The organism is Stenotrophomonas sp. TWI1149 (assembly GCF_039673155.1).
Taxonomy (GTDB): Bacteria; Pseudomonadota; Gammaproteobacteria; order Xanthomonadales; family Xanthomonadaceae; genus Stenotrophomonas; species Stenotrophomonas maltophilia_AA.
Genome location: NZ_JBDJLB010000007.1, coordinates 67,079 through 82,578, shown reverse-complemented (window position 1 = coordinate 82,578; position 15,500 = coordinate 67,079). Strand labels below are relative to the sequence as shown.

At 68.2% G+C, this 15,500-nt stretch carries 11 protein-coding genes and 2 riboswitches; of the genes, 5 read left to right on the top strand and 6 right to left on the bottom strand.

Annotation, left to right across the window (positions count from 1 at the left end):
- Positions 1 to 67: 67 nt before the first annotated feature.
- The 4 genes from ABE424_RS09770 to ABE424_RS09755 form a co-directional block, all read right to left on the bottom strand.
- Positions 68 to 3,133, bottom strand: coding sequence for an efflux RND transporter permease subunit (locus ABE424_RS09770; protein WP_346490708.1), 3,066 nt, complete (start codon positions 3,131 to 3,133; stop codon positions 68 to 70).
- Positions 3,130 to 6,237, bottom strand: a complete 3,108-nt coding sequence (locus tag ABE424_RS09765; protein ID WP_346490709.1) for an MdtB/MuxB family multidrug efflux RND transporter permease subunit — start codon at positions 6,235 to 6,237, stop codon at positions 3,130 to 3,132. Before ABE424_RS09765 ends, ABE424_RS09770 begins: the two co-directional genes overlap by 4 nt.
- Positions 6,234 to 7,394 carry an MdtA/MuxA family multidrug efflux RND transporter periplasmic adaptor subunit gene (locus tag ABE424_RS09760; protein ID WP_346490710.1) on the bottom strand — a complete coding sequence of 387 codons (1,161 nt, stop codon included), beginning with the start codon at positions 7,392 to 7,394 and terminating at the stop codon, positions 6,234 to 6,236. Before ABE424_RS09760 ends, ABE424_RS09765 begins: the two co-directional genes overlap by 4 nt.
- A gap of 444 nt (positions 7,395 to 7,838) precedes the next feature.
- Entirely contained in the window at positions 7,839 to 8,456 is a 618-nt protein-coding gene (locus tag ABE424_RS09755; RefSeq protein WP_121040317.1) for a trimeric intracellular cation channel family protein, read from the bottom strand.
- Between the two features lie 92 nt (positions 8,457 to 8,548).
- A riboswitch (glycine riboswitch) is annotated at positions 8,549 to 8,640 on the bottom strand.
- 8 nt (positions 8,641 to 8,648) lie between these two features.
- A riboswitch (glycine riboswitch) is annotated at positions 8,649 to 8,742 on the bottom strand.
- A gap of 44 nt (positions 8,743 to 8,786) precedes the next feature.
- Between ABE424_RS09755 and ABE424_RS09750 the strand changes: the two genes are divergently transcribed.
- The 3 genes from ABE424_RS09750 (at position 8,787) to ABE424_RS09740 (ending at position 9,976) form a co-directional block, all read left to right on the top strand.
- Positions 8,787 to 9,056, top strand: coding sequence for a GIY-YIG nuclease family protein (locus ABE424_RS09750; protein WP_121040315.1), 270 nt, complete (start codon positions 8,787 to 8,789; stop codon positions 9,054 to 9,056).
- Positions 9,057 to 9,143: 87 nt separating this feature from the next.
- Positions 9,144 to 9,488: a ribonuclease E inhibitor RraB gene (locus ABE424_RS09745; RefSeq protein WP_176988052.1), complete on the top strand. Its 345-nt coding sequence runs from the start codon at positions 9,144 to 9,146 to the stop codon at positions 9,486 to 9,488.
- A gap of 53 nt (positions 9,489 to 9,541) precedes the next feature.
- Positions 9,542 to 9,976 (top strand): nuclear transport factor 2 family protein, encoded by a 435-nt coding sequence (locus tag ABE424_RS09740; RefSeq protein WP_346490711.1) that lies wholly within the window; start codon positions 9,542 to 9,544, stop codon positions 9,974 to 9,976.
- Positions 9,977 to 10,024: 48 nt separating this feature from the next.
- On the opposite strand, the gene ABE424_RS09735 is transcribed toward ABE424_RS09740, so the two are convergent.
- Positions 10,025 to 11,317, bottom strand: a complete 1,293-nt coding sequence (locus ABE424_RS09735; RefSeq protein WP_346477809.1) for an NAD(P)/FAD-dependent oxidoreductase — start codon at positions 11,315 to 11,317, stop codon at positions 10,025 to 10,027.
- Between the two features lie 162 nt (positions 11,318 to 11,479).
- Here ABE424_RS09735 and ABE424_RS09730 point away from each other — a divergent pair, with 162 nt between their 5' ends.
- Both ABE424_RS09730 and ABE424_RS09725 read left to right on the top strand, forming a co-directional pair.
- Positions 11,480 to 12,241 carry an NYN domain-containing protein gene (locus tag ABE424_RS09730; protein ID WP_123730048.1) on the top strand — a complete coding sequence of 254 codons (762 nt, stop codon included), beginning with the start codon at positions 11,480 to 11,482 and terminating at the stop codon, positions 12,239 to 12,241.
- Positions 12,242 to 12,317: 76 nt separating this feature from the next.
- Positions 12,318 to 12,938, top strand: a complete 621-nt coding sequence (locus ABE424_RS09725; RefSeq protein ID WP_346490712.1) for a glutathione S-transferase — start codon at positions 12,318 to 12,320, stop codon at positions 12,936 to 12,938.
- Positions 12,939 to 12,951: 13 nt separating this feature from the next.
- Here the strand turns inward: ABE424_RS09725 and ABE424_RS09720 are convergent, their stop codons facing one another.
- A complete protein-coding gene (locus tag ABE424_RS09720; RefSeq protein ID WP_346490759.1) occupies positions 12,952 to 15,132 on the bottom strand; it encodes a primosomal protein N' in 2,181 nt (726 codons plus the stop codon).
- Positions 15,133 to 15,500: the final 368 nt, after the last annotated feature.

Genomic DNA, 15,500 nt, shown 5'->3' with positions numbered 1-15,500 from the left:
GCAGCGCCGTATGCAGAAGCAGCCACGCATGGCGTGGCTCTACCCTGGGGTGTCGCGCGTTCGATGATCACGCGGCACGCCTCAGCTTCGCCAACGCCAGATAGATCGCCGGCGTGGTGTACAGGGTCAGCCACTGGCTGACCAGCAGGCCGCCGACAATCGCAATGCCCAACGGCTGACGCATCTCCCAGCCCTCACCGGTCGCCAGCATCAGCGGCAACGTGCCCAGCAGGGCCGCCACGCTGGTCATCAGGATCGGTCGGAACCGCAGCCGTGCGGCTTCGCAGATGGCGTCATATGACGACAGGCCACGCTCGCGTTCGGCCGACAGTGCGAAGTCGATGATCAGGATGGTGTTCTTCATCACCACGCCCACCAGCAGGAACAGGCCGAGCAGCGAGATCAGGTTCAACTCGTTGCCGAACGCCATCAGCGCCAGCAATGCGCCCACGCCCGCCGAGGGCAGGGTGGAGAGGATCGCGAGGGGCTGTACGAAGCTCTCGTACAGCACGCCCAGCACCAGATACACCGCCAGCATCGCGCCGAGGATCAGCCACAGCTGGCGCTCGCGCAGCGTCTCGAAGCCACCGGCCTCGCCACTGAGCCGCGCCTGCACATGGGTGGGCAGCATGATCCTGGCCATGGCCTGGTCCACCGCTTTCACCGCCTGGTCGAGGGTGACGCCGGGCGCCAGCGCGAACTCGATCCAGACCGAGGCGAACTGCTGGCTGTGATAGATCCGGTCCGGTGCCATGCCGTACGCCCACCGCGCGATGGACGACAGCGGCAGGCGCTGGCCGTCCTTGCCGATCACATGGATCTGCTCCAGCGTGGAGGGATCCTGGGTGTAGCGCGGGTCCAGCTCCATCACCACGCGGTACTGGTTGAGGGTGTCGTACAGCGTGGCGACCTGGCGCTGGCTGAAGGCGTTGTTGAGCACCGAGGCGATCATGCGCATGTCCACGCCCAGGCGTGCCGCGACATCGCGGTCGATGTCGAGCACCACCTGGCGCATGCCTTCATCGCCCTTGGATTCCACATCGACCAGCTCGGGCAGGGCGCGCAGTGCATCGGCCACCCTGGGCGTCCATTGCCGCAGCGGTTCCAGTTCGCCGGAGAGCAGCTGGAACTCGTACTGGCCGCTGTCGCCGCTGCCTTCCAGCTTGATGTCCTGGTCCACCCAGAGGAACATGCCGCCGCCCGGAATCTTCGGCATGTTGGCGCGCAGGCGGTCGATCACCTGCTGGCTGGAGACCTTGCGCTCGGCCAGCGGCTTCATCTTGATCATGATGAAGGCGTTGTTGACCCCGCTGCGGCCACCGATGTACCCGATGATGTCGCTGATCGCCGGGTCCGCCAGCAGCAGTTTGCGGTAGGCCTCGATCTTGGGCTGCATGACCTGGAACGAGAGGCCGTCGTCGCCGCGCGCGAAGCCACGCAGCTGGGCAGTGTCCTGCTTGGGCACGATGCCCTTGGGCACCTGCTGGAACAGCCACACGTTCAACGCGATCACGCCAGCGAACAGCAGCAGCGGCAGCGCGAGCCAGCGCAGCATCGTCTGCAGGCTGCCCACGTAGGCGCCGCGCAGGCGCTCGAACAGCGCGGTGCCTGCGCGCTGCAGCCCATTGCCGGGGCCGGGCCGTGCCTGACCGAGCAGGCGCGCGCACAGCATCGGGGTCAGGCTGAGCGAGACCAGCAGCGAGACGCCCATCGCTGCCACCAGGGTCAGCGAGAACTCGCGGAACAGCCTCTCGACGAAGTCATCCAGGAACAGGATCGAGATGAACACCACGGCCAGCGCGATGTTCATCGACAGCAGCGTGGCACCGACTTCACCCGCGCCGCGCAGCGCGGCGGTCATCGGCGAGGCGCCTTCCTCGCGATGGCGGGCGATGTTCTCCAGGACCACGATCGCATCGTCGACCACCAGCACCGCCGCCACGATCAGGGCCATCAGCGAGAGCGTGTTGAGCGAGAACCCGAGCAGGGCGATGATCGCCAGCGCGCCCAGCAGCGAGACCGGGATCGCCACGGTCGGCACCAGCGCCGCGCGCCAGTGGCCGAGGAACGCCAGCACCACCAGCACCACCAGGGCGATCGCCAGCAGCAGGGTCAGTTCGGCCTCGCGCAGGGTGGCGCGGATCACCGGCGAGCGGTCCATCACCACCTGCATGTCGATGTTGGCCGGCAGCAGCGCCTGCAGCGTGTCCATCTGCGCCTGGATGGCGTCGACGGTCTCGATGATGTTGGCGTCCGGCTGGCGGCTGACGATCAGCAGCACCGCCGGGCGCTCGTTGTGGAAGCCGCTGGCGTAGCGGTCCTCGACCCCTTCGCTGATCCCGGCCACGTCCTCCAGGTAGACCGGGCGGCCATCGCGCATCGCCACGATCAGGCGGCGGTACTCGGCGGCGGTGCGCAGCTGCAGCGTGGCTTCCAGCTGCCACTGTTGCGTCTGGCTGGCCACCGTCCCCAGCGGCTTGAGCGCGTTGGCATTGCGGATCGCCGCGGCGATGTCGTCCAGCGCGATGCGATGGTGGTTCAGCGCATTGGGATCCAGCGACACGCGCACCGCCGGCAGCGAACTGCCGCCCACCTGCACCTCGCCGACGCCGGGAATCTGCGCCAGTTTCTGCGCGATCACGGTGGAGGCCACGTCGTAGATCTGCCCCGGCGCGAGGCTGTCCGAGCTCAACGCCAGCGCCATGATCGGCGCCTGCGAGGGATTCACCTTGCGGTACTGCGGCATCCCCGGCATGCCGCTGGGCAGCTGCGCGCGCGCCGCGTTGATCGCGGCCTGCACGTCGCGTGCGGCATCGTCCACGTTGCGGCCGAGCGCGAACTTCAACTCGACCTGCGTCGAGCCCTGGGTACTGGCCGAGTCGATCCCGGTCAGCCCCGGGATGGTGCCCAGGGCACGTTCCAGCGGCGTGGCGACGTTGGCCGCCATCGATTCTGGGCTCGCGCCGGGCAGGCTGGTACTGACGTTGATCGCCGGGTAGTCGACCTGCGGCAGCGGCGCGACCGGCAGCAGGCGCAGGCCGAGCAGGCCGGCCAGCACCACCGCCACCGCCAGCAGCACGGTGGCCACCGGATGCTGGACGAACCAGCCGATCGCCCGCGACAGCGGACTCACGCCAGCGCCTCGTCAGCCTCGTCGGTCACCGGCGCGGGGCGCTGGCGGAAGCGGTCGAAGAACAGATAGATCACCGGCGTGGTGAACAGGGTCAACACCTGGCTGACGATCAGCCCGCCGACCATCACCAGGCCCAGCGGCTGGCGCAGCTCCGCGCCCGAGCCGCTGGCGAACATCAGCGGAATCGCGCCGAACAACGCGGCCAGCGTGGTCATCAGGATCGGGCGGAAGCGCAGCAACGCGGCCTGATGGATGGCCTGACGCGGCGCCATGCCGTGCTCGCGCTCGGCTTCCAGCGCGAAGTCGATCATCATGATCGCGTTCTTCTTGACCAGCCCGATCAGCAGCACGATGCCGATCACCGCGATCAGGTCCAGGCTGCGCCCGCTGACCAGCAGGGCAAGCAACGCCCCCACGGTGGCCGAGGGCAGTGTGGAGAGGATGGTGATCGGGTGGATGAAGCTCTCATAGAGCACGCCCAGCACCAGGTACATCACCACCACCGCCGCCAGCACCAGCCACAAGGTGCTCGACAGCGACGCGCGGAATGCATCGGCCGCACCCTGCAGGCGCAGCTCCACGCTGGTCGGCAGTCCGATCGCCGCGCGTGCGCCCTCGATCGCCTCCACCGCTTCGCCCAGCGACGCCTCCGGGGCGAGATTGAACGAGAACGTCACCGCCGGGAACTGGCCGACGTGGTTGATCAGCAGCTGCGCGGGGCGCTGCTCGATCCGCGCGATGCCGCCCAGCGGCACCTGCCGTCCGTCCGGACCGGTGACGTGCAGGCGTGCGATCGCATCCGGGCCGAAGGCCACGTCCGGGCGCGCTTCCAGCACGACGCGGTACTGGTTGGCCTGGGTGAAGATGGTCGAGATCTGGCGCTGCCCGAACGCGTCGTACAGTGCGTCGGCGATGGTCTCCACGCTGATCCCCAGGCGCGCGGCAGCCACGCGGTCGATCACCACGTGCGCCTGCAGACCCTGGTTCTGCAGATCGCTGGCGACGTCGGCCAACGCCGGCGACTGCTGCAGATGCGCGAGCAGGCGCGGTGTCCACGTGTCCAGCTGCGCGATGTCCGGGCTGGTCAGGGTGAACTGGTACTGGGTCCGGCTGATCCGGTCCTCGATGCCCAGCTCCTGCACCGGCTGCAGGTACAGCCTGATGCCCGGCACATGCGCCACGCGCTGCTGCAGCCGCGCGATGATCGCCTGCGCATCGGCGTCGCGCTGCGCGTGCGGTTTCAATTCGATCAGCAGGCGCCCGCTGTTGAGCGTGGCGTTGTTGCCATCCACGCCGATGAACGAGGACAGGCTGGCCACATCCTCGTCGTCCAGCAGCGCCGCCGACAGTGCCTGCTGGCGCTGCGACATCGCCTGGAAGGAGATCGACTGCGGCGCCTCGCTGATGCCCTGGATCAGCCCGGCATCCTGCACCGGGAAGAAGCCCTTGGGCACCCACACGTACAACAGCGCCGTCAGCACCAGCGTGGCCACGGTCGCGGCCAGCATCAGCGGCTGGCGCTGCAGCACCCAGTCCAGCTGGCGGTCGTAGACCGCCACGACGCGGTCGAACGGGTCGCCCTGCTGCGCCGATTCGTGCCCGTCGGCATCGCGACGGGTGGCGTGGCCGGCCTTGAGCAGGCGCGCGCACATCATCGGCGTCAGCGTCAGCGAGACCAGCAGCGAGATGCCGATCGCGACCGCGAGCGTGATCGCGAACTCATGGAACAGCTTGCCGACCACGTCGGCCATGAACAGCAGCGGGATCAGCACCGCGATCAGCGACAGGGTCAGCGAGATCAGGGTGAAGCCGATCTGCCTGGCGCCCTTGAGTGCCGCCTGCATCGGCGTCGCGCCGCGCTCTAGGTGACGGGCGATGTTCTCCAGCATCACGATCGCATCGTCCACCACGAAGCCGGTGGCAATGGTCAGCGCCATCAGGGTGAGATTGTTGAGCGAGAAGCCGGCCAGCAGCATCACCCCGAACGTGCCCACCAGCGACAGCGGGACCGCAATGCTGGGAATGATCGTGGCCGGGATGTTGCGCAGGAACAGGAAGGTGACCATCACCACCAGTGCGATCGCGATCAGCAGCTCGTGCTGCACGCCGCGGATGGATGCGCGGATCGATTCGGTGCGATCGCTCAGGATGGCCACATCCACCCCGGCCGGCAGCGAGGCCTGCAGCTGCGGCAGCAGCGCACGCACCTGGTCGACCACGGCGATCACGTTCGCGCCGGGCTGGCGCTGGATGTTGATCAGCACCGCCGGGGTGGTGCCCGACCACGCGGCCAGCTGGCGGTTCTCGGCGCCATCCTCGATGGTGGCGACGTCGCCCAGGCGCAGCGGTGCGCCGTCCTTCCAGGCCAGGATCAGGGCGCGGTACTCGGCCACCGAGCGCATCTGGTCGTTGGCATCGAGCATGATCGCGCGGGTCGGACCGTCGAAGCTGCCCTTGGGCATGTTGACGTTGGCCGTGCCGATCGCGGCGCGGATGCTGGCCATGCTCAGGCCGTTGGCGGCCAGCGCGGACGGATTGACCTGGATGCGGACTGCCGGACGCTGACCGCCGGCCAGGCTGACCAGCCCGACGCCGGGCAGCTGCGAGAGCCGCTGCGCCATGCGCGTATCGACCAGATCGTGCACCTGCGGCAGCGAGAGCCCCTGCGAGGTTACCGCCAGGGTCAGGATCGGGGTGTCGGCGGGATTGACCTTGCGATACACCGGTGGCACCGGCAGATCGTCGGGCAGGAAGCTGTCGGCGGCGTTGATCGCGGCCTGCACTTCCTGTTCGGCCACGCCGAGCGCGACCTCCAGCGAGAACTGCAGGGTGATCACCGACGCCCCGCCGGAGCTGGTCGAGGACATCTGCTTCAGGCCGGGAATCTGCCCGAGCTGGCGTTCCAGCGGCGCAGTGATCGCGCTGGTGGTGACCTCCGGGCTGGCACCGGGATACAGCGTGGTGATCTGGATGATCGGGTAATCGACCTGCGGCAGCGCCGCGACCGGCAGCAGGCGGTAGGCCATCACGCCGGACAGCAGCAGCGCCACCATCAGCAGCGTGGTCGCGACCGGGCGCTCGATGAAGGGGCGCGAGAGGTTCATGCGCCGGTCCGCGGCGGGTCCTGCTCCACCACCTCGACCTTGGCGCCGTCGCGCAGGCCGTCGATGCCTTCCACCACCACACGCTCGCCGGCGTTGAGTCCTTCGCGCACCGAGACGCGCTCGCCATCGGCCGGGCCGAGCACTACGTTGCGCAGGTGCGAGGTGGCATCGGCGGCGATCACGTAGACGTAGCTGCCCTTGCTGCCGAACTGCACGGCCGCGTTCGGAATGACCACCGCATCGCTGCTGCTGACCTGGAGGCGCACGTTGACGAACTGGTTGGGGAACAGCGACTCATCGGCATTGGCGAACTGCGCGCGCAGCTTCAGCGTGCCGGTGGCGGTGTCGATGCGGTTGTCCAGGCTGGAGAGCACGCCGTCGCCGAGCGCGTTGCGCTCTTCGCGGTCCCAGGCTTCCACGGTCAGCTGCGGATTCGCGCGTGCCGCGGCGACCACCGCCGGCAGGTCCGGCTCGGGCACGGTGAACAGCACGCTGATCGGGATGGTCTGGGTGATGGTGGCCAGCGGTTCGGTATCGCCACTGCGGACCAGGTTGCCGACGTCCACGTTGCGCAGGCCCATGCGCCCGGCCACCGGCGCGGTGATGCGGGTGTACTGCAGTTGCAGGCGTGCTTCATCCACGGCCGCCTGGTCGGTCTGGCGACGGCCCTGCAACTGGCGCACCTTGCTCTGCTGATCACTCAGGTCCTGCGCGGAGACGAAGTGCTTGCTCTGCAGTTCCGTGAAGCGCTTGAGCTGGCTCTCGGCGTTGTCGAGCTCGGCCAGGTTCTGCTGCTGGGTGCCCAGCGCACGCGACAGCTGTACCTGGAACGGGCGCGGATCGATCTCGGCCAGCAGCTCGCCGGCCTTGACGTGCTGGCCCTCGGAGAACGCCAGCCGCAGCAGCTCGCCATCCACGCGGCTGCGGATGCCCACCGTATGCAGCGGCGTCACCGTCCCGAGCGCCTTCAGGCGCACCACCAGGTCTTCCTGCGTTGCGGTGGCCACGCGTACCGGGGTGGCGGTGCTCGCAGGCGCGGCCTCGGCGGTCGGCGCGGGCGACAACACCCGCCAGGCGATCACGGCGGCGGCCAGTACGGCCACGACCAACAGCGGTTTGAACAGACGACGGGAACGCGAGGGGAGCGGGGCAGACATGGGGCATCCTGCGCGTACGCCACACGGCGAACGCGTCCATGGTTTACCGGCCCGTGGGGGCAGGCGGGGCGAAGTGGGGTTGTCTGGCGGGGCCGCTGGTCGAATGCCGCAGCGTGGCTGGATACCGACCCGGGAGGGGCGGGGGCGTCATGGTACCGCGTGTGGGTGCCTGCACTCACATGCCCTTGGTCATGGGGCAGGGCCCGGGTGGATGGGTGCATTGCGTCATCCGACCAAGGTGGTCACGGGAAGGCGCATGCATGCCGTCGGTAGGTACCGACCGTTGGTCGATACACGCCGCCACCCGACCAACGGTCGGGTGCTACCGGTGCATTGAACGTGTGTCAGGCCACCCGACCAACGGTCGGGCGCTACCGGTGCATTGAACGTGTGTCAGGCCACCCGACCAACGGTCGGGTGCTACCGGTGCATTGAACGTTCCGTTCAATGCACCTCGTCGCGGTACACGAACTTCGGCATTTCCCATTTGAAATGGATCGCCAGCAGGCGGAACAGGAAGCCGCCGCCCAGGCACCACAGCGTCGCCGCGTTGAGCGACACGCCGAGTTCCAGCAGCGCCAGGTACGCCGCACCGGTGAGCAGGGTGATCACCGCATACAGTTCTTTCTGGAAGATCAGCGGCACCTCGTTGCACAGCACATCGCGCAGCACGCCGCCGAACGCACCGGTGAGCATGCCGGCGATCAGGATGATCGGCACGGTGTGCCCGCCCTCGCGTGCGACCGCGCAGCCGATCAGGGTGAAGGCGATCAGTCCCAGCCCATCGAGCACCAGGAAGGTCCGGCGGAAATGATGCATCCAGCGGGCGACCCAGGTGGCGATCAGTGCCGCGCAGATGGTGAAGCCCAGGTATTCCGGATGTTTCACCCAGCCCAGCGGGTAGTGGCCGAGCACGATGTCGCGCAGCGAGCCGCCACCGAGCGCGGTGACGCAGGCGATGATGACCACGCCGAACAGGTCCATGCGGCGGCGGCCGGCCGACAGGGCGCCGGTCATGGCTTCGGCCGAGATGGCGATGAGGTAGATCAGGGAGAGCAGCATGGGGGTGGCTCCGGGGACACGGCAGGCGGGGACGGAAAACGCGCACGCGTCACGCCAGCGCTGCTGCACTGTCGTGGGTGGGATTCCGTTGCCGCTCCCGCTGTCCTTTTGCCTGAGAGTTCGGTGGCCAAGGCCACGTGCCCCTTCGGCGGGTCATTGAAGACCTCTCTCCAGATCGGCGTGTCGGATGCATGGTTGGTGGCTGTGCAGCCACCGGCCTGAGCGATTATGGGAGCCTGCGCCTTCGGCGGGCGCCAGCGCGGCGCCTCTCTCCTGCATCCGGGGCGGATTCTAGCAGCCGCCGGGCCCGCTCCGGGCGATAATCCCGGTATGCCCGCTGAACCCGCCCTCTGGTACCTGTACCTGCTCGAATGCCGCAACGGCAGCTATTACGCCGGCATCAGCAACGACGTGGACGCGCGCTTCCAGGCCCACCTCGCCGGTAAAGGGGCGAAATACACGCGGGCGAACCCGCCGGTGAAGGTGCTGGCGATGCGCGCCTACCCGGACCGCGCGGCGGCCTCGAAGGCCGAGTGGCAGCTCAAGCGGCAACCACGGGAGCGCAAGCTGGCGTGGCTGGCGCTGCCCGATCCCACGTAGCGCCGCGCGCGGGTTGTTCGGGGCTCCGCTGGCGGCATACCATCGAGCCATCGTTCGTTGATCCGCTTGCCCAAGCCCTGGAGTGCCATGTCCCGCGATCTGTCGTTGTACCCGGAAGATGAAAATGGCGATGTGCTCTGGAACATGCTGCAGGACGGCGACGATCTGACGATTCCGCGCGAGGTGGATTTCGCGTTGATCTTCCCGACCCAGGACGTGGCGATCGCCTTCGCCGTGCACCTGCTCAAGAACGACCAGAAGGTGTCCTTCGCCGCGTACGAGGGCAACGATGAGTTCCCATGGCAGGTGGTGGTGCATCCGCTGATGCTGCCGACGCACCAGAACATCTCGGGCTTCGAAGGCCTGCTTGCCAGCGAGGCGGTCTCCTACAGCGGCCAGGTCGACGGCTGGGGATGCCTGTCGCAGGGGTGAGCCACCGCAACGCGGCGTGATCCGTTCGAACGTCCCCCTGCCGGAGAGAATCGATGTCGACGTTGTCCCTGATGCTCGCGGTTGCCGCGGCCGCCACACAGGCGGCCCAGGGTCCTGATCCGGCCACGCTGGCCGCCATCGAAGCAACCTGCTTCGACTATGTGGATGGGCAGCTGGAAGGAAATCCCGAGCGCGTGGCGCGCTCGCTGCACCCGGACCTGGCCAAGCGCGCGATCCTGGGCGATACGCCGGACGAGCGGCTTGGCCTGCGCCGGATGTCGAAAGAGGAACTGGTCGGGTTGACCCGGGCCGGCGCGCTGAAGACGCCGAAGGCCGCGTGGAACCGGCAGTGCAAGGTGCTCGATGTCGTTGGCAACGCCGCCTCGGTGCGGCTGGAAACCCCGTGGTTCGTGGATTATTTCCACATGGGGCGGTTCGGCGAGCGCTGGGTGATCGTCAACGCGCTGTGGTACAGCAAGCCGAAGTGAGCGATGGCAGCCAGGTGCGTCCGGCTGCCACTGTTGCGGCACGGACGATCAGGGCGTCGGCGGTCGTTTCGGCCGGCGATCATCCTGCGCATCACCGAAGATGATCCGCGCGCTGCGCTGGTAGCTCCAGTACGCCACCGCCCAGTTCAGCAGCACCACGACGCGGTTGCGGAAGCCGATCAGGAAGAACACGTGCGCGGCCAGCCAGAACCACCAGGCCAGCACGCCGGAGAGCTGCAGGCGTCCGAGGTGGACGATCGCGGCCATGCGGCCGATGGTCGCCAGGTTGCCGAAGTCCTGGTAGTTGAACGGGCCCGGCGCAGGCTTGCCGGCCAGGCGTGCCTGGATCGTGGTCGCCACGTGCTTGCCCATCTGCTTGGCCGCCGGCGCGACGCCGGGCACCGGTTTGCCGTCGGCCTGGGTCAGTGCGGCGAGGTCGCCGGCGACGAAGATCTCCGGGTGGCCGTCCAGCGTGAGATCGGGCTGCACCGGCACGCGGCCGGCGCGATCCAGTGGGACGTCCAGCGTACGCGCCAGCGGTGAGGCGGCGACACCCGCGGCCCAGACCACGGTACGAGCCTCGACGAAGCGGTCGCCGAGCTGGAAGCCTTCGGCATTGATGTCGCTGACGGGGGTGCCGGTGAGCACTTCCACGCCCAGCTTCTCCAGCTGCCGACGCGCCTTGAGCGAGAGCACCTCGGGGAAGGTCGACAGCACGCGCGGGCCGGCCTCGACCAGGCGGACCTTGGCCGAGGCGGGATCGATATGGCGGAACTCATTGCGCAGCGTGTGCCGTGCGATCTCGGCCAGGGTGCCGGCCAGTTCCACGCCGGTGGGGCCACCGCCGACCACGGCGAAACTGAGCCACGCCGCTTTGCGCGCGGGATCGGGTTCGGCTTCGGCGCGCTCGAAGGCGAGCAGCAGCTTGCGGCGCAGCGCGATGGCATCGTCCAGCGTCTTCAGGCCCGGCGCATCGGCGGCCCATTCGTCGTGGCCGAAGTAGGCATGGGTGGCACCGGTGCACAGCATCAGGGTGTCGTAGGCGATCTGCGTGCCATCGGCCAGGGTCGCGGTGCGCGCCGCCTTGTCGATGTCGGTCACTTCGCCCAGCCGCACTTCAACGTTGCGCTGGTCGCCGAGGATGTGGCGCAGCGGCGCGGCGATATCCGGGGCCGACAGGCCCGCCGTGGCCACCTGGTAGAGCAGGGGCTGGAACAGGTGGTGGTTGCGACGGTCCACCAGGGTGATGCGCACGTGCGCCGAGGCGAGGGCGCGGGTGGCCCAGAGGCCGGCAAAACCACCACCGATGATGAGCAGGTGGGGCGTGGGATCGCGGGTCATGCTTCACTCCTTGGCGGGCGCCGGAGGGGGGCGGCGCAGGTCGTCTCGTGATGCGGCCCATGGTCGCACGTGAAGCGCGATGTTCACGTCGATGGCCGATACTGGGTTCAGGGGCCATCGCGCTTGCCCGATGGCCGATCCGATCCCACGCTGGAGACCGAGATGTCCGAACCGGAAAAGCGCATCGCCCTGCTGATCGATGCCGACAACGCGCCCTCGTCCAAGATCGATGCGGTGCTGGCCGAAGTCGCCCGCTACGGCGTGGCCAATGTCCGCCGCGCCTACGGCAACTGGAAGAGCCCGCGCCTGAAAGGGTGGGAATCGGTGTTGCACGAATACGCGATCCGCCCGATCCAGCAGTTCGCCTACAGCCGCGGCAAGAACGCCTCGGACATGGCGATGGTGATCGACGCGATGGACATGCTGTACGCCCGCAATCTGGACGGCTTCGCGATCGTCTCCAGCGACGCGGATTTCACCCCGCTGGTGATGCGCCTGCTGACCGACGGGGTCAAGGTATATGGCTTCGGCGAGAAGAAAACGCCGGAGCCGTTCGTCAACGCCTGCTCGAAGTTCACCTACATCGAAGCCCTGGGTCAGCCGCATGCGGCCGATCAGGAGGTGGAGCAGGACAACGAGGAAACCCGCCCGCGCAAGAGTGGCCCGGAGCTGCGCAACGACACCCGGCTGGTGCAGATGCTGCGGCGCGCGGTGACCTCGGCCGAAGCCGAGGATGGCTGGTCGCACCTGGGCCCGGTCGGCAGCCAGATCGGCAACCAGGCTTCGTTCGATTCGCGCAATTACGGGTACGGCAAACTCAGTGATCTGCTGGCCGCGACCGGCCTGTTCGAGATGAAGAAGGACGGCAAATCGACCTATGTGCGCGCGCTGCCCAAGAAGAGTGCGGCGAAGGCGGCGAAGTAACGGCGTGCGGTTGGGCGTATCGTAGCGGCACCGCGCGACCCCGGTGCCGCGCATCGCCCGCTACGAGAGTCCGACCATGCTGAAAATCTGGGGCCGTCGCAATTCCAGCAACGTGCGCAAAGTGCTGTGGTGTGCCGAGGAGATCGGGGCGCCGTACGAGTCGATCGAGGTCGGCGGTGCATTCGGTGGCACGCAGTCGCCGGAATACCGTGCGATGAATCCCAACGGGCTGGTGCCGGTGATCGAAGACCACGGCCTGCCGCTGTGGGAGTCCAACACGATCGTGCGCTATCTCTCCGCGCGCTACGCGCTGGGCACCTTGTACCCGGAAGACGTGGTGGCGCGCGCACAGTCGGAGAAGTGGATGGACTGGACCACCTCGACCTTCGCCGGGGTGTTCCGCGATCTGTTCTGGGGCACGCTGCGGACGGCCCCGGCCGACCGTGACGAGGCCCGTATCGCGGCGGCGCTGGTGCGCTCCGGCGAGCTGCTGGCGATGACCGATGACGCGCTGTCGCGGCAGCCGTATCTGTCCGGCGAGCAGTTCGCGATGGGCGATATCCCGCTGGGCGCCTTCATCTATGCCTGGTTCGAGATGCCGATCCAGCGCCCGGACCTGCCGCATCTGGCGGCGTGGTACGAGCGGTTGAAGCAGCGGCCGGCGTATCAGCGTGGGGTCATGACGGCGTTGACCTGATCGGGTTGCCGGCCTAATACAGATCCATCGGATCCACATCCAGCGACCAGCGCACCTTGCGTGCCTGGGGCAGCGCGGAGATCTGCGGCGTCACCTGATCCAGCACGCCATGCAGTGGACGCCGGGCGGGTGAGGACAACAGCAGCTGGGTGCGCTGGTAGCCGGCACGGCGGGGCATCGGTGCCGGCATCGGGCCGTAGCGTTCCACGGCGGCATCGTCGGGAATCAGGGCACGCACGGCACTCAGCATCGCGTTGGCATGCTCCACCTGCTGCGCTTCGGCACGCAGCAGCGCCAGGTGCGCGAACGGCGGGAAACCGGCCGCTTCGCGCTGCTGCAGTTCGGCCTCGGCGAAGGCGTGGTAGCCGCCGTTGACCAGCGTCTCCAGCAGGGGATGCCCGGGGTGATGCGTCTGCAGCCAGACCTCACCGGCATCGACCGCGCGCCCGGCGCGGCCGGCGACCTGGATCAGCTGCTGCGCGAGTTTTTCGCTGGCGCGGAAGTCGGCCGAAAACAGGCCTTCATCGATCCCCACCACCACCACCAGGGTCAGCTTCGGCAGGTCGTGGCCCTTGGCCAGGATCTGCGTGCCGACCAGGATGCCCGCGCGATTGCCGAGCGAGGCCAGCTGGGTTTCCAGCGCATCGCGCTTGCCGGTGGTGCCGCGGTCGATGCGGATCACCGGGAAGTCCGGGAAGGCTTCGACCAGGTGTTCTTCCAGCCGTTCGGTCCCGATGCCCTGCGGCTGCAGCGCGAGGCTGCCGCAGTCCGGGCACGCCAGCGGCGCGGACTGGCGTGCGCCACAGTGGTGGCACTGCAGGCGGCGGCCGCCGGCGTGCACGGTCATCGGCGCATCGCAGCGCTGGCACGGTGCGGTCCAGCCGCAGTCGTGGCAGAGCAGCACGGGGGCATAGCCGCGGCGGTTCTTGAAGACGAGCACCTGGTGCCCGGCCTGCAGGTGCTGGGTGATGCCGGCCAGTACTTCCGGCGAGAGCCCATCGCGCAGCGGCCGTTTGCGCACGTCGAGCACGCGGACTACCGGCGGACGCGCCGCGCCCGCGCGCTGCTTCAGGCGCAGGTGGGTGTACCGCCCGGCCTGCGCGTTGTGCAGCGATTCCAGTGACGGCGTGGCGCTGCCGAGCACCACCGCCACGTCCAGCGCCTTGGCGCGTACCAGCGCGAAATCACGCGCGTGGTAGCGGATGCCGTCCTGCTGTTTGTAGCTGCCGTCGTGCTCCTCGTCGACGACGATCAGGCCCGCATTCGGCAGCGGGGTGAACACCGCCGAACGCGTGCCGACGATGACCTGTGCTTCGCCCCGCGCGGCGGCCGCCCAGACGCGGGCACGCTCGTTGTCGTTCAAGCCCGAGTGCAGCACATGCACCGGAATGCCCAGGCGGTTGCGGAAGCGCGACAGCGTCTGCGGGGTCAGCCCGATCTCCGGCACCAGCACCAGCGCCTGCTTGCCCCGCGCCAGGCAGGCGACGATCGCCTGCAGGTAGACCTCGGTCTTGCCGCTGCCGGTCACGCCATCGAGCAGGTAGGCGGCAAAACCGTCGGCGGCGGTGATCGCGGTGATCGCCTCGGCCTGTTCGGCATTCGGGGCAGGGCCGCTGGCCGGCGATGCCACGGCCGGTGCGTGCGCCAGCGCGATCCGTTCGACGAGACCGCGCTTGGCCAGCGACCGGGCAGCGCTGCGCCAGTCGTCCATCAACGTATCCAGCCGGTCTTCGTCCACTACGCCCTCGGCCAGGCATTCGGCCAGGCGCTGCGGGCGGGTACCGCTGCGCAGCCTGGGCTGCGGGTCGCGGCCAGCGTCCGTCAACTGCCAGCCCCACTGATGGGTATCCGGCACGGCCTCCCCGCGCCGCAGCGGGCCAGGCAGGGCGGTGCTGATCACTTCGCCCAGGGGGGCATGGGTGTAGCGCGCCAGCCACTGCAGCGAGCGCCACAGCTCGCCGGTGACCAGCGGGGTGGTGTCGATCCACTCGATCGCCGCCCGCAGGCTGCCCGGGTCCTCCATCTGGCCGATCCCCGCCACCACCCCGACCAGCTCCCGGGAGCCGAACGGCACCCGGACCCGCTGCCCGGTCATCGCCGGATCCGGGGCCGGGCCGGGCGGCGGGGCGTAGTCGAACAAGTGCGGCAGCGGCACCGGGAGGGCGACGCGCAGGGTCGAAGACGAGGAGGTCATCGGGTCAGTGTAGCGGGCGGCGGCGGACCCGATCACGCCCATTCACCGTCTCAACGGGGTGCGCGCCGAATCATAAATCCCACCTAAATATCCGACTTGATTGGAGATTCAGGCTTATCCACATCTTCTGTGGATAAGTCTGTGTGCCGTTGCGTATGTGACCGCCCTGCGTCAGGAACTTCCGACGTTCTTCTCAGGTTGGTCAAAAAATAGCCAAGCGACAATGATCAATGAAAACAACAAGATAGCTGTGAAACAAAGTTGAAACAGACTTGACGCGGGGCTCACGTGTGGTTCTACCCCGGTTTTCCGTGGTGCTGTGCACAACCTTTTGCGCCGGAAGGCTTTGCGGACCGTGGCCGCTCACA